At 59.4% G+C, this 13069-nt stretch carries 11 protein-coding genes; 7 read left to right on the forward strand and 4 right to left on the reverse strand.

Features of this window, described 5'->3' with window-relative positions:
* Positions 1 to 127 precede the first annotated feature (127 nt).
* The 7 genes from lptF to ACKUUH_RS12345 all read left to right on the forward strand — a co-directional run bounded on the left by lptF (position 128) and on the right by ACKUUH_RS12345 (position 9188).
* Complete coding sequence (lptF, locus tag ACKUUH_RS12315; protein ID WP_407950217.1) at positions 128 to 1276, forward strand: LPS export ABC transporter permease LptF; 1149 nt, start codon at positions 128 to 130, stop codon at positions 1274 to 1276.
* Positions 1273 to 2367 (forward strand): LPS export ABC transporter permease LptG, encoded by a 1095-nt coding sequence (gene lptG, locus ACKUUH_RS12320; protein WP_407950218.1) that lies wholly within the window; start codon positions 1273 to 1275, stop codon positions 2365 to 2367. Before lptF ends, lptG begins: the two co-directional genes overlap by 4 nt.
* A gap of 75 nt (positions 2368 to 2442) precedes the next feature.
* Positions 2443 to 4653, forward strand: coding sequence for an LPS-assembly protein LptD (locus ACKUUH_RS12325; protein WP_407950219.1), 2211 nt, complete (start codon positions 2443 to 2445; stop codon positions 4651 to 4653).
* A gap of 142 nt (positions 4654 to 4795) precedes the next feature.
* On the forward strand, positions 4796 to 6121 hold the full coding sequence (locus tag ACKUUH_RS12330) for a peptidylprolyl isomerase (RefSeq protein ID WP_407950220.1): 1326 nt from the start codon (positions 4796 to 4798) through the stop codon (positions 6119 to 6121).
* Between the two features lie 36 nt (positions 6122 to 6157).
* Entirely contained in the window at positions 6158 to 7189 is a 1032-nt protein-coding gene (pdxA, locus tag ACKUUH_RS12335) for a 4-hydroxythreonine-4-phosphate dehydrogenase PdxA (protein WP_407950221.1), read from the forward strand.
* Between the two features lie 2 nt (positions 7190 to 7191).
* Positions 7192 to 8037 (forward strand): 16S rRNA (adenine(1518)-N(6)/adenine(1519)-N(6))-dimethyltransferase RsmA, encoded by an 846-nt coding sequence (gene rsmA, locus ACKUUH_RS12340; protein WP_407950243.1) that lies wholly within the window; start codon positions 7192 to 7194, stop codon positions 8035 to 8037.
* A gap of 101 nt (positions 8038 to 8138) precedes the next feature.
* Positions 8139 to 9188 (forward strand): alcohol dehydrogenase, encoded by a 1050-nt coding sequence (locus ACKUUH_RS12345; protein ID WP_407950222.1) that lies wholly within the window; start codon positions 8139 to 8141, stop codon positions 9186 to 9188.
* Positions 9189 to 9244: 56 nt separating this feature from the next.
* Here the strand turns inward: ACKUUH_RS12345 and ACKUUH_RS12350 are convergent, their stop codons facing one another.
* The 4 genes from ACKUUH_RS12350 to ACKUUH_RS12365 all read right to left on the reverse strand — a co-directional run bounded on the left by ACKUUH_RS12350 (position 9245) and on the right by ACKUUH_RS12365 (position 13057).
* Positions 9245 to 10000, reverse strand: a complete 756-nt coding sequence (locus tag ACKUUH_RS12350; protein ID WP_407950223.1) for a cephalosporin hydroxylase family protein — start codon at positions 9998 to 10000, stop codon at positions 9245 to 9247.
* A gap of 10 nt (positions 10001 to 10010) precedes the next feature.
* Complete coding sequence (locus ACKUUH_RS12355; protein WP_407950224.1) at positions 10011 to 11117, reverse strand: class I SAM-dependent methyltransferase; 1107 nt, start codon at positions 11115 to 11117, stop codon at positions 10011 to 10013.
* Between the two features lie 59 nt (positions 11118 to 11176).
* Complete coding sequence (locus ACKUUH_RS12360) at positions 11177 to 12094, reverse strand: NAD-dependent epimerase/dehydratase family protein (protein WP_407950225.1); 918 nt, start codon at positions 12092 to 12094, stop codon at positions 11177 to 11179.
* A 117-nt stretch (positions 12095 to 12211) separates the two neighbouring features.
* Positions 12212 to 13057, reverse strand: coding sequence for a glycosyltransferase family 2 protein (locus ACKUUH_RS12365; protein ID WP_407950226.1), 846 nt, complete (start codon positions 13055 to 13057; stop codon positions 12212 to 12214).
* Between the last annotated feature and the right edge of the window lie 12 nt (positions 13058 to 13069).

The raw sequence follows: 13069 nt of genomic DNA on the forward strand, positions 1-13069 counted from the left end.
TAATCGGTGCCAAGGGGAAGACGTACCGCGCCTTTCCACCGCCGGGCACCTCGATGCACAGAGAGGTATCCGCGCCCCGCCTACCGTTGGGCGTAGGCCCCGGATGACCGGTGGGAGCCGGAGTTTGATGCTGACAAGCCTGTCCCGGTACATATTTCTGCAGGCGCTGGGACCGTTCATCGTCGCGAGCATCGTTCTGACCGGAATCATCTGGTTGACCCAGGCGTTGCGAATGCTCGACGTGCTCATCACCCAGGGGCAGACGCTTCTGACTTTCTTCGAGCTGACCTCGCTTGCTCTTCCAAGCACGCTCGTGATCGTTCTGCCCATCTCCATTTTCTGCGCGATGCTCTACACGCTCCACAAGCTGATCAGCGACAGTGAGATCGTCGTGATGTTTTCGGCCGGGGTGAGCCGCTCGGCCATTGCCGCACCGCTCCTCGCGATCGCGCTCGCCACCTCGGCGCTGATCCTGCTGTTCAGCATCTACGTGGCGCCGGCGGGTCTGCGGGAGCTCAAGAGCCGCCTCTATGAGATCCGTTCGGATGTCGCAACGGCGATGATCCGGGAGGGGACTTTCACAAACCCCACCCAAGGTCTCACCGTCTACGTGCGGGAGCGGGCGTCCGATGGCACCACCTACGGGATACTCGTTCACGACAGCCGCAATCCCGAGGAGCCAATTACCTACATGGCCGAAACCGGCAGCCTCGTCGATGGCCCGCAGGGGCCGCTTCTTGTGATGTTCAACGGGAACATTCAGCGTGTCTCGCGTAAGGGAGACCGGAATGTGGGTGCGGCAACGCTGCTCTATTTCGACAAGTATACCTATGATCTTTCGCAGTACATGGATGCCAACCCAAGTTTCAGCTACGAGGGCCGCGAGCGCTATTTCGGTGAGTTGGTCAACCCGGCGCCCACCGACACCTACGCGCGGACGCACCGTCCCAAGCTGCTCGCCGAAGCCCACGAACGTCTCGTCGAAGGCATCTACCCGACGCTGCTGACCCTGATCGCGCTCGCTGCCCTGCTGCCCGCTCCCTTCAACCGGCGAGGTTATGCGTCGCGCATGGCACTTGCTGCCGTCATTGCGCTCGCTGCCCGTCTTTTGGGATTTGTCTTGTCAAACGGCGCTGCCACAGCAAGCCACCTGACACCTCTTATGTATCTCTTTCCGCTCGCAGTCTGCGGGTTTTGCATCGCGATCATCGTGGGCGTCCGCTTCGATCTCTTGCTGCACCGATTTAAGGCGGTCGTTCCGGGGGCAAGACAATGAACCTCTCGTGGACGCTTTCCCGCTATCTGGGCCGTCAGTTCTTCGGCGTTGCGATGATCACCTTCTCGATTTTTCTTTCGCTTATTTTCATGATCGAGCTGGTGGAGCTGCTGCGAAGGGGCGCAGACAAACCTGGCGTCACCTTCGGATTGCTCTTTTCAATGGCTTTGCTCGAGGTCCCGCGCCTCGGAAGCAAGACGCTACCTTTCGCTATTTTGTTCGGCGGAATGGCGGCATTTTTGCGTCTCAGCCGGAACAATGAACTCGTCATCGCGCGTGCCGCTGGCGTTTCCGTCTGGCAATTCATTGCGCCCGCTCTTGCCGTCGCGTTTGCCATCGGCGCTTTCGTCGTTACGATCTTCAACCCGGTCGCATCGACACTCACGACGCGATTCGGGCAGCTCGAATCGAAGTACCTCGACCAGAGAACCAGTTTCATTGCCGTCTCGGCGAACGGGCTGTGGCTCAGACAGGCCGATTCCACCGGACAGTCGGTAGTCCATGCGGAACAAATGGATGGACGGGGGCTGAAGCTCGGCGGAGTCACCATCTTCCTCTACGGACGAGGCGATGCGTTCCTTGGACGTATCGATGCGGCGGCCGCCTCACTGAAACCGGGCTACTGGCAACTTGAGGATGTGTGGGTGCTGATGGTCGAGGACCAGCCGCGGCACTTCGACACCTACCGTCAGGAAACGTCGCTCACCGTGGACCAGATCGAGGAAAGCTTCGCCCGCGAAGAAAGCATCTCATTTTGGGAGCTGCCGCATTTCATCAATACGTCGGAAGCGGCGGGTTTCTCCGCCCGGCGCTACCAGATCTATTTCCACCAGCTCCTTGCGCTGCCTGCGCTGCTCTGCACCATGGTTCTGGTGGCCGCCGTCTTCTCCATGCGGATCACCCGTATGGGGGGGCTTCTGAAGATGGTCGTCGGCGGAATTTTGTCCGGATTTCTGGTCTATTTCCTCGGCAATCTCTCGCTGGCCCTGGGGCTTTCGGGCATCCTTCCCACGGCGCTCGCCGCATGGGCCCCCTCCATTGTCGTCATGCTTTTGGGACTTGCGGTTCTCTTTCACCTCGAAGACGGTTAGAAATCGTGAATTATCCGGGGAACGGGCGATTCTGGACGACCGGGGGCATACGGACACGTGACCGAGGGGCAGCGGATGAGTGTGGGCGAAAAACGCAGCCCCTTTTTGCTGGCGGCGATGCTGATGCTGCCATTTGTGGCGCCTGCTAACGCCCAGAACGCCGGTGGCCCCGGCCCGTCGCCCGAGGTGTCGTTCCCTGAATCCGGCGAAGTGCTGATGCAGGCCGACGAACTTTCCTACGACCGCGATGCGCGGGTTGTTACTGCGTCCGGCAACGTTGAGCTTGCTTATGGCGAGCGCGTACTGCTCGCGGATCGCGTCACCTACAATGAAACCACCGGGGTGGTGTCGGCGGACGGAAATGTCGCGCTGCTGGATCCACAGGGCGATGTCGCCTTTGCGGATCATCTCGTTCTGCGCAACGAAATGCGCGATGGCGTCATCGATACGCTCAGAGTCCTTCTCACCGACAACTCCCGCCTCGCCGGGCATAGCGTCGTGCGAAGCGGCGGCAACATCACGACGCTGCATCGCGGCGTCTATAGCCCCTGCGACATTTGCGAGGAGAAAGGACAAACGACGCCCATCTGGCAGATCAAGGCCTTCCGCGTCGTCCACAACAAGCAGGAAAAGAGAATTATCTACGAAGACGCCTTCATGGAGTTCTTCGGTGTTCCTGTCCTTTATGTTCCCTACTTCTCGCAACCCGATCCGACCGTAAAGCGTCAGTCCGGCTTCCTGACGCCGTCGGTCGCCAGTTCGACCGAACTCGGGCAACAAATTGAAGTGCCTTATTTCTGGGCAATTTCGCCGGACAAGGACCTTACGCTCATCCCACGCTTTACGACGAAAGAAGGTGCGGTCTATCAGGGCGAATATCGCCAACGGTTCGAAAGCGGAAGCCTGACCTCCTTTGCCACGGGAACGTGGCCTACGTCGCAGCAAGCCGGTACGCCGGGCGAGAATGAATTTCGCGGAAGCCTGTTCGGGAATGGGAAGTTCGATATCGATGAAAACTGGAGCTGGGGCTTCCGGACCGAACTCGCGACGGACGACACTTATTTGCGGAAGTACGATCTCTCCGGAACGACGGATCTTGTAAACAACTTGAACGCTACCTATGTCGACGGTCGCAACAGCTTCACCGCCGACGCCTATTACTTCAAGGGCTTGCTCACGACCGACAGCGAGTCGACGACGCCATGGGTCGCGCCCGTTCTTCAGCATGACTATACTTTTGCCGATCAGGTCCTGGGGGGGACCGTCGGCATATCCACCAACGCCATGATCCTTGGGCGCAGCGTCGGACCGCAATACAGGCGCGTCTCCAGCACCGTTCGGTGGGACCGGCGCGGGACATCTTCGAACGGATTCGTTCACAGGTTCTTCGGAAGCCTGAGAGGCGATGTCTATTCGGTCGAGGACGTTCCGAATACGGCCGTCCCTGGAACGGAATTTGAGGCGCAAACCATCGCACGCGCGCTTCCCACCATAGGAACCGAGTGGAGCTATCCGCTTGCCCGTTCCGATGGCGGCATGCATCAGGTGATCGAGCCCATCGTTCAGCTCATCTATTCGCCCAATACAGGGAACACGGTCGAGATCCCCGATGAGGACTCCCTGAGCTTCGAGTTTGACGATACCAATCTCTTCTCGGAAGACAGGTTTTCCGGCCTCGACCGGTGGGAAACCGGTGCACGCGCCAATGTCGGCGTCCGATACTCCATCTACACGCCGAACGGCGGGCAGGCGAACGCAATGTTCGGGCAGAGCTATCGCCTCGAAGACAACACGAGCGTTGCAGCCGAGACCGGGCTGCGGGACGAGACCTCGGACTATGTCGGCCGCATCATGCTTTCGCCCTCAAACGATTTCCTCGCTGTCTACCGTTTCCGCATCGATGACGAACGGTTCAAGATCAGGCGAAACGAGGTGAACCTGCTTGGCCGTCGCGGACCGGTCAGCGCCGAGATCGGATATGGCTACTTCGCCGCCGACCAGTCGGTCACGTTCCAGGAACGTGAAGAACACTATCTGGGTTCGATTATCAAACTCGACGAGTACTGGCGTCTGTTCGGTCAGACGCGGCAGGACCTCGCGGATCACCGGACGGTCGCAAACCGCGTAGGGATTGGCTATGAGGACGAATGCCTCGACGTGTCCCTCATGTTCAGCCAATCCTTCTACCGCGACCGCGACATCGAGCCCGACAGTTCGGTTCTCTTCCAGATCACCTTCAAAACGCTGGGGACCGGCAATGCAGCCGAGACAACCGGGTTTCGTTAAGCACATCGCCCTTCTCCCAAGCGCCTGAAAAATAGCGTTTTTTCGCGCTTCGGATCGGTTGATTGGGGGCTTGATTCAAGTATTCTGTCGGCCCGGAACAGGTGGAGATCGGACGCAGAGCCGCGTCCAGAAGAAAGAAACCATGGAATTAACGGATGTATTTGTGAGCGTCTCCCGGCGAGGGGTGCGCAAGCTGTTCCGGTCTCTGCCGGGTGTGGCAGCGGCGCTCGTCATCGCGCTCTCTGCCTGGCCAGCCCATGCACAGGAGACGGCAGCGTCCGACTCGCAGGCGATCGCGGCGATCGTCAACGATCAGGTCATTTCATCCTACGATCTCGACCAGCGGATCAAGCTCGTTATCCTGAGTTCCGGCATTCCGAACACGCCGGAGAACATTTCCCGAATCCGCGGGCAGGTGTTGCGCTCGCTTGTCGACGAGTACCTGCAGTGGCAGGAAGCCAGGCGACTCAACATTGAGGTCTCGCAGGACGAGGTAGACAAGGCGTTCGAGCGGATCGCGCAGCGCTCGAACATGTCCGTGGATCAGATTTCCAAGGCACTGGAAGCAGGTGGCGTTACGCGCTCCACTCTCGAAGCGCAAATTCGCAACGACATCGCCTGGAACCGTGTCATTCAGCAGCGGTTTGGCCCTCTCGTCACGGTCGGAGAAGGTGAAATCGAAGAGGTTATGCGACGGCTTGAGGAGGAATCCGGGCAACCGCGGTATTTCGTATCGGAAATTCTCATTACTTTCGATAATCCGGCGCATGCGGAAGAAATCGCCGCCGGTACGCAAAGGCTCGTGGAGCAGATTCGCCAAGGCGCGCCCTTCGAAGCCGTGGCACGGCAGTTCAGCCAGTCCGCGTCTGCCGCCAATGGCGGAGATATCGGTTGGGTCCATGCGAGCCAATTGCCTGACAAGGTGAGCGAGGTGGTCACCCGGATGCAGCCTGGCATGGTCTCCGACCCGATCAGGACGCTTACCGGCTTCTATATCGTCCAGCTCAAGGCCATGCAGACAAGCACTGGCGGCGACCCGATGATGGATCAATATTCGTTAATGAGGGTTGTTCTGCCGCTGACGCCGGATGCAGAGCCGCAGGCGGTTGCGAGGCGCGCGCGTGAAGCGGAGGAGTTCCGCACACAGGTTTCATCGTGCGACGAAGCTGCGAAGTTGATCACCAAATATGTGAGTGGCCGGTCGACTCCGCCCGAAACCATTATTGCCGGCAGGCTCCCCGCTCAGACCCGGCAAGCAATTTCCGGCGTTCCGGTCGGCAAGGCCACGGTCCCGATCCGCTCGGAGCAAGGCGTCGAAATGCTGGTGATCTGCGGGCACAGGGCTGCTCAGGGCGAGATGCCGACGCGGGAGCAGATCGACAACACGCTTTACGAGCAGCAGTTATCGATGATGGGCCGTCGTCACCTGCGTGATCTGCGGCGCGACGCGGTTGTCGTCTATCGCTGACGCCGCTCCGACAGCACGGCCCGTTGGGTGCCGAAAATGATGCGTGACAACGACCTTGTGCTGCCGCTCGCGCTGACGATGGGGGAACCCTCTGGAATCGGCCCGGAGATTACGCTCAAGGCCTGGATTGAACGCGGCAGCCGTTCTCTTCCTCCCTTCTTCGTCGTGGGAGATGCCTCTCTCTATCGCGAAACGGCGCTGTGTCTCGGCATCGATGTGCCCGTGCGAGAGATCGACGTACCGAAAGAAGCGGTAACGGTCTTCCCGGACGCCCTGCCTGTCCTGCCTTCTCCGATCCTGCTTGCGGAAAAACCGGTTTCCGGTCTTCTGTCGGCCGCAAATGCGGCGGCGGTGCTTTCGTCCATTGATCTCGCCTGCGACTTCGTCCTTCAGGACAAGGCCGCCGGCATCGTCACCAATCCGATCCACAAACGGGCACTCTACGAAGCGGGCCTGACGATGCCCGGCCATACGGAATATCTTGCCGAGCGCTCGGGCGGAGCGACACCTGTGATGATGCTCTCCTGTCCGGGTCTCCGGGTCGTGCCCGTGACGGTCCACCTCTCGCTCCGGGCGGCAGTGGCGGCGCTCAGCGTTCAGAAGATCGTCGGTCAGGGTGTGATTCTGGCCCGCTCTCTTGCCCGCGATTTCGGAATTGCCCGCCCCCGGATAGCAGTCGCTGCGCTCAATCCGCACGCTGGCGAGGAAGGGCATCTAGGGCGCGAGGAAATCGAAATCATCGCTCCTGCGATCAAGGCCATGCAAGCACAGGCTCCAAACGCCGAAATTCGCGGGCCGGCCCCAGCCGACACGCTTTTCCATGCCGCCGCGCGGAAGCACTACGATGCGGTGCTCTGCATGTATCACGACCAGGCCCTGATCCCGCTCAAGACAATCGACTTCGAACATGGCGTCAATACGACGCTCGGCTTGCCGATCGTACGGACCTCGCCCGACCACGGTACCGCGCTCGACATTGCCGGAAGCGGGCGGGCGCATCCGGGGAGCCTGATCGAGGCGATCCGCATGGCGGACGGGATCGCACGCTGCCGGGCCGCTGCAACATGACGATGACGCCCCTGCCGCCCCTGCCGCCCCTGCGCGAGGTCATTGCCCGGCACGGCCTCGCCGCCCAGAAATCACTTGGACAGAATTTCCTGCTCGACCTCAACCTCACCGGACGCATCGCCCGGTCCGCAGGCTCGCTTGACGATCACGATGTACTCGAAGTGGGGCCCGGACCCGGCGGGCTGACGCGTGCCCTGCTTGAGGAAGGTGCGCGACGTGTCGTTGCCATCGAGCGCGACAGGCGTTGTATCGCTGCTCTGGAAGAAGTTGCGGTAGCCTATCCCGGACGTCTTGAGATCGTCGAAGGCGACGCACTTGCAACAGATATGAAGACCCTTGTGAAGGCGCCGGCGCGGATCGTCGCGAACCTTCCCTACAACATCGCTACGCCACTGCTGGTCGGCTGGTTGCAAACCGAGCCATGGCCCCCCTGGTACGACAGCCTGACGCTGATGTTCCAGCGAGAGGTCGCGGAGCGGATCGTCGCGCAACCGGGCGGCAAGGCCTATGGAAGACTCGCCGTTCTGGCGCAGTGGCGCACCGTGCCGCGTATCCTCTTCGACATTGACCGCCGGGCCTTCACGCCGCCGCCGGCGGTGACATCGTCCCTCGTCGAGCTCGTGCCCCGCAAAACACCGCTTGCCGAGGCCGATCCGCGCCTGCTCGAGCGTGTTGTTGCTGCTGCCTTCGGGCAGAGGCGAAAAATGCTTCGGGCGAGCCTCAAGTCGCTCGGTCATGACCCGCTGCCTCTCCTTGAGGCAGCGGGGATCGAGCCCACGAGACGTGCGGAAGAACTCAGCGTCGAGGCGTTCTGCGCTCTCGCGCGTGCCTTCGCCGCGAGCCGCTGAACACATCGCAAGCAAGGTTGTGGTACCGCGCGCCGCGTGCCACATTGTCGATCAGCAAGCCGCCCGGCGGCCAGAAACGTAGCATTCAGGAGGCGTTCCCCATGAAATCCGAAGCCATCGTCGAATACGGCCAGCCCTTGCAGATCGTCGAGAGCGCGACGCCCGAGCCGAAAGGCACCGAGGTGCTGCTCAAGGTGACGCATTGCGGCGTCTGTCATTCGGACGTTCACATCCATGACGGCCATTTCGACATGGGCGGCGGCAATCAGCTCGACGTGCGCGGGGGGCGTCAACTGCCCTTCACGCTCGGCCACGAGATCGAGGGGGAGGTCGTTGCCGCCGGACCTGACGCCGAAGGCGTGGAGATCGGCGCGCACCGCGTTGCCTATCCGTGGATCGGCTGTGGCGAATGCCCGACCTGCAAGCGCGGCGAAGAGCATCTCTGCAACAAGCCGCGCAATCTCGGCATCCAGGTCGCCGGCGGATTTGCCACTCACGTTCTGGTGCCGCATCCGCGCTACCTGCTCGACTACAAGGGCGTCGCGGACGGACTTGCGGCAACCTACATGTGCTCCGGCCTCACCGCCTACAGCGCCATGAAGAAGCTTGGAGATATCAGCCCCGAAGAGCGCGTGATGGTTGTCGGGCTCGGCGGTGTCGGCATGATGGGCCTGCAATTTGCGAAGGCACTCTTTCCTGCAGCGCCGCTCGGGGCGGATGTGGACGAGAACAAGCTGCAGTCGGCAAAGGGCAGCGGCGCCCACGAGGTCTATAATCCGAAGGACCCGGAAGCGATCAACAAGGTGCTCGCCGACACGAATGGCGGCGTGCCTGCCGCCGTCGACTTCGTCGGCTCGGAAGCCTCTCTCAAATTCGCGACGAGCGTCGTTCGCAAAGGCGGCCGGGTGGTCGTTGTCGGTCTTTTCGGAGGCGGCTTCGCGATGCCGATCCCGCTCTTCCCCATGCGCGCCATCACGATCGGCGGCTCCTATGTCGGCTCGCTCGCCGAAACGCACGAGATGATGGAGCTCGTGAAGGCAGGCAAGATCGACCCGATCCCCGTGAGCCAACGCCCGCTCGGCGAAGGCTCGAAATCGCTCGACGACCTCCGCAAGGGAACGGTCATGGGGCGCGTGGTGCTGAAGCCTTGAGGATCGACCGCGAGACGCGTTGAGCGTCTCGCGGTCTTTGCCAATACCCGATATTTCTAGCCAACCCTTCGCAACCACGCATCAGGCCAGTGCGTAATATTTTCTGATAACGTCGACTCGTTAAACGGCCACGCAGGCTGTTCGATTCTGAACTCTGGGTTCTTCGCTGCAAAATCTCTGGCGGCCCTTGCAGGATTGTCGTTGTTCCAATCGGTTTGCCCGCGAGGAACATCCGTTAGATACTGCATCAGCCCATCCGTTGCCACGATCCATGAGCCCTCTGAAACAAGCGGCGCATATGCTTCTAATTCGCCCATCACATGCTCATAGGAGTGGTCGGAGTCGAGAACAACAAGGACCTTCTCGCCAAGCTTGATGTGATTCCGAATACGCTCGACGATCAAATCGTCTGTAGACGAACCTTCAATCAGCGTAATCAAATCGGCGAGCGGATGCTCCTCTATTCGACTCCTGTTGTGCGGCCTGACCTCTATATCGACGGCAATCACTCGGCCATGCCCCATCAGACGGCAGAGGCTCGCGGAGAATATCGCCGAGCCGCCATGCGCTACACCGGTTTCCACAATTACGTCCGGCTTCAGTGCCCAGACGGCTTCCTGATACCGGATCATGTCCTCGGGCAACTGGATAATAGGGACACCTAGCCAGGAAAAACCGTACGAGTATTTCTGGTTCCAGCCGACTTTGACCCAGAGATCGGATAGAATTCCGAAAGCTGCGTCGCTGTACAGGTCCAGAGTTCTTCCGTCTGCGTTAACTGTCCGCTTCTCAGTATCAATTTCTATCTTCATTGCTTTCTCCTCACTCGATCGGCACCAATCTCGCGTTGAGACCAACTTCGCGAGCAGTTGCGGTAATTTCGTCCATATAATTCGAATTCATGACAAACACTGTCTTCGTTTTTCTCAAAGCAGATTCCGCCGGCGACACAACAAGAGTACCGGAAACTGGCAGATACTTCCCTTGCTTGGCCGGGTTTACGTCAACGACATGATCGATAATCTTTTGCTCTGGATCTGCAAGCAGCGAAAAGCTCACTCCCTTCGCACCCGCGCCCCAGAGAGCGACTCTCCCCTCGTCCCCAGCATTGGATATTTCGTTCCGCCAACGCCGGATGAACTCCCTTCGGACAAAGTCCAGAGGTTCATAAGCCGAGGCGACGGGGTCCGACATCCTCACTGACTCCGCTGCCACCGCCTCTGCCCAAAGATACTGACCGCCAAATACATGCCGAACACGCGGCGTGGCGAATCCTGCCTTCTCCAGCGCAAATGCCAGAGAACCAGCGGTGAACAACGAACAGTGCTCGTAGAAGAAGTCTTGCATTGCTCGGTTCTTCAATATCCATTCCACACAGGGCGTCTCAACCCAGAGCCGAGCCGTTGAGTCTCGTCCGAGTGCTTCACGTATCGCTCTGAGGAAGTTTATCGGGTCTGGTACATGCTCGATGGTGTGACGTGTCACTACCACGTTGGGTCCACTCTTAAGGCGCGATGCCGTTCCCTTGTTGAAATAAACCCGGTGTATGCGACTACCTGCCGGTCCCGTTCCATCCGCTCCGCGCCAGGCCGGATCAAATCCTTCCGCCGACTGCATGCGGACGCCTGCGATCCTGACTACTTCTTCGATGAAGCGGCCCTGTCCGCAACCGACTTCTAGATAGACGACCGCTCTGTTGGCGGGAATTGATTCGACGACGTCACACGCACGCGCACGCATGTGTTCGCGGAACGACGGTGAGTAGGTTTGGTCATTCTCATACTCCTCATCGTAGACGATCAATGACGGGTCAAAGGCAAGATTCCATGTAAAGCCGCAACGAGAACAAGCGACGAATTCAAGAGGTCCGAGCGCAGCCGACCGCCCCTCAGAGGCAGTTTCATAAATCCGATTCATCAGGATCGGCATAGAAAGCGGCTCATCCAGCCTCGTCGCCGCAGTCTGACCACACACAGGGCATGTCGCGTTCATTGGATAGCTTCGCCCCCTGTTTGCATTCGCCAGAAATGAAGCGTGTCCGAAAGGCCGTCCTCAAGCGAATAAGTGCTCCGGAATCCCACCTCGCCGCGCAGGCGACCAACATTGGCGACGATAAATGGCGGTTCACCTGACCGATCCGGTAGTTCTCCTATACGGACGAGCTCTGGCCTTCCCGAAAGTTCACCAAGTTTGGAGGCTACTTCCGCGATGCTGTGTCCGTCACCGCTCCCAATATTCACCGGCCCCTCCACCTTGGATAAAGCAAGCGAGGCCAGCGCCGCACCGGCATCCCGAACATCCATGAAGTCGCGAACCGCCATACCACGCGAACAGGGCGCTGCCTTGCCTTCAATCAGATTACGCACCACCGACGGCACTAGACGGTTTGGCGCTTCATGGGGGCCGTAGAGGAAGAACAGCCTCGCCCATGCGAAGTTTGTTTCTCCTCCTGTGAACCTCGCCTCCAGCACACGGCGACAGGCGTCCTTGCTGGTATCGTACAAAGTGTGAGAAGCGACCGGCGTCCGGTATTCGTCGCAGGGAGCGTCGACAGGCCAGTCATACTCGTAGCAAGTTCCAACCCCGACAAAGCGGCCTACGCCATATTCCGCCGCTGCCGATGCCAGCCGCATGGTGGCGGCGACCCAGCCCAAGTTCGAGGAATCAGTCCAGAACCTGCCGTGCTCCACGCACCACGCGAGGTGCAGGATAATGTTCGGCCGGGCTTTCTCAACCAGGGCTTCGGCTACGCCGTCCCTGAGGAGATCTGCGCTATGCCATGTCACGCCAGATTCATGAGCTGGCACATGGCTAGAAACGGCATGAACCTCAACACCGGCAGAAGACAAGTAGGCAACCGCTTGGCGCCCAACAAAGCCGGATGCCCCAGTCAACAATATCCGCATGCTCAGCGTCCGGCTTCCTCAACTTTCATAATTTCCAACTTTTTGTACCAGAATTGTTCATCATACCCCAGCCGATTAACAGGACCTGACATCTCAGTCCAAATTTCAAGCTCGGGTCTACACAATCTGTCTGATGTGCCGTCTCACCGTCTTCCAGAACCGGTAAACACGGACATTCGCATACCTCAAAAGATAAGGTGCAAGGAGTAACTTCTCCCACAGTGGCCAGTCGAGCTGCCACAGTTCCGCAAAGCATGCCCTGCGGAAGGCGCCGCGCATTTCCCACATGATGCGCGCAGGCTCCTTTGCAGAGTACCTAGCCGCATCAGGCTGGCCGACATAAAGTTTCGCTAAATTACTGCCCGTGACGCTTTCGGAAAGGATAACCGGCAGCATCGCCATATGGTCCCACGCCCAAATATATTGGTAATTCGCGCGCGTCCGAGACAGTATTTCCATCAAGGTGGGTTTGTGCCAGAGCCCGTAGATGCTGCTTGCGTTGAGATTCATGAGCACGTGTCCAACCCGCAGAATGCGAAGTCTCTGCCACGGTGCGACAAAACTATTGACGTTCGCAATCGAACCGTCCCGGCGAACGATAACGGCTTCAGGGCCCGCGAGCCTTATCCGACCGTCAGCGTCAAACTTCGCCTTGAGCTCCGCAATATATTCAGCGTTCGACCAATCATCGTCCGCGCGCCACATGAAGAGATCGGTTTCCGCCATTTCCAGCAATGAAAAGAAATTGGGGACTGGTCCGACATTGGTCTTACGTCGGACGACACGAAATCTCGGATCCCTATCCGCGAAGCTTTGCGCTATCTCGGCGCTGCAGTCAGTGGATGCATTATCCGAGACAATGATTTCAATGTCGCGATATGTCTGCGTCCGAAGGGACTCAAGGCTCCGCTCCAGCGTTGCTTCACCATTGTAGACAGGTACACCGATCGTAATCTTCGCCATTCCAGCACCGGT

This window comes from Parvibaculum sp., from assembly GCF_045863935.1.
Taxonomy (GTDB): Bacteria; Pseudomonadota; Alphaproteobacteria; order Parvibaculales; family Parvibaculaceae; genus Parvibaculum.

Excerpts from the sequence above, each read along its gene's own strand:
- ACKUUH_RS12350 (WP_407950223.1), bottom strand. The coding sequence starts at position 10,000 with ATGAAGATAGAAATTGATACTGAGAAGCGGACAGTTAACGCAGACGGA.
- ACKUUH_RS12355 (WP_407950224.1), bottom strand. The coding sequence starts at position 11,117 with ATGCCGATCCTGATGAATCGGATTTATGAAACTGCCTCTGAGGGGCGG.
- ACKUUH_RS12325 (WP_407950219.1), top strand. The coding sequence starts at position 2,443 with ATGAGTGTGGGCGAAAAACGCAGCCCCTTTTTGCTGGCGGCGATGCTG.
- rsmA (WP_407950243.1), top strand. The coding sequence starts at position 7,192 with ATGACGCCCCTGCCGCCCCTGCCGCCCCTGCGCGAGGTCATTGCCCGG.
- pdxA (WP_407950221.1), top strand. The coding sequence starts at position 6,158 with ATGATGCGTGACAACGACCTTGTGCTGCCGCTCGCGCTGACGATGGGG.
- ACKUUH_RS12330 (WP_407950220.1), top strand. The coding sequence starts at position 4,796 with ATGGAATTAACGGATGTATTTGTGAGCGTCTCCCGGCGAGGGGTGCGC.
- lptF (WP_407950217.1), top strand. The coding sequence starts at position 128 with ATGCTGACAAGCCTGTCCCGGTACATATTTCTGCAGGCGCTGGGACCG.
- ACKUUH_RS12360 (WP_407950225.1), bottom strand. The coding sequence starts at position 12,094 with ATGCGGATATTGTTGACTGGGGCATCCGGCTTTGTTGGGCGCCAAGCG.
- ACKUUH_RS12365 (WP_407950226.1), bottom strand. The coding sequence starts at position 13,057 with ATGGCGAAGATTACGATCGGTGTACCTGTCTACAATGGTGAAGCAACG.
- ACKUUH_RS12345 (WP_407950222.1), top strand. The coding sequence starts at position 8,139 with ATGAAATCCGAAGCCATCGTCGAATACGGCCAGCCCTTGCAGATCGTC.
- lptG (WP_407950218.1), top strand. The coding sequence starts at position 1,273 with ATGAACCTCTCGTGGACGCTTTCCCGCTATCTGGGCCGTCAGTTCTTC.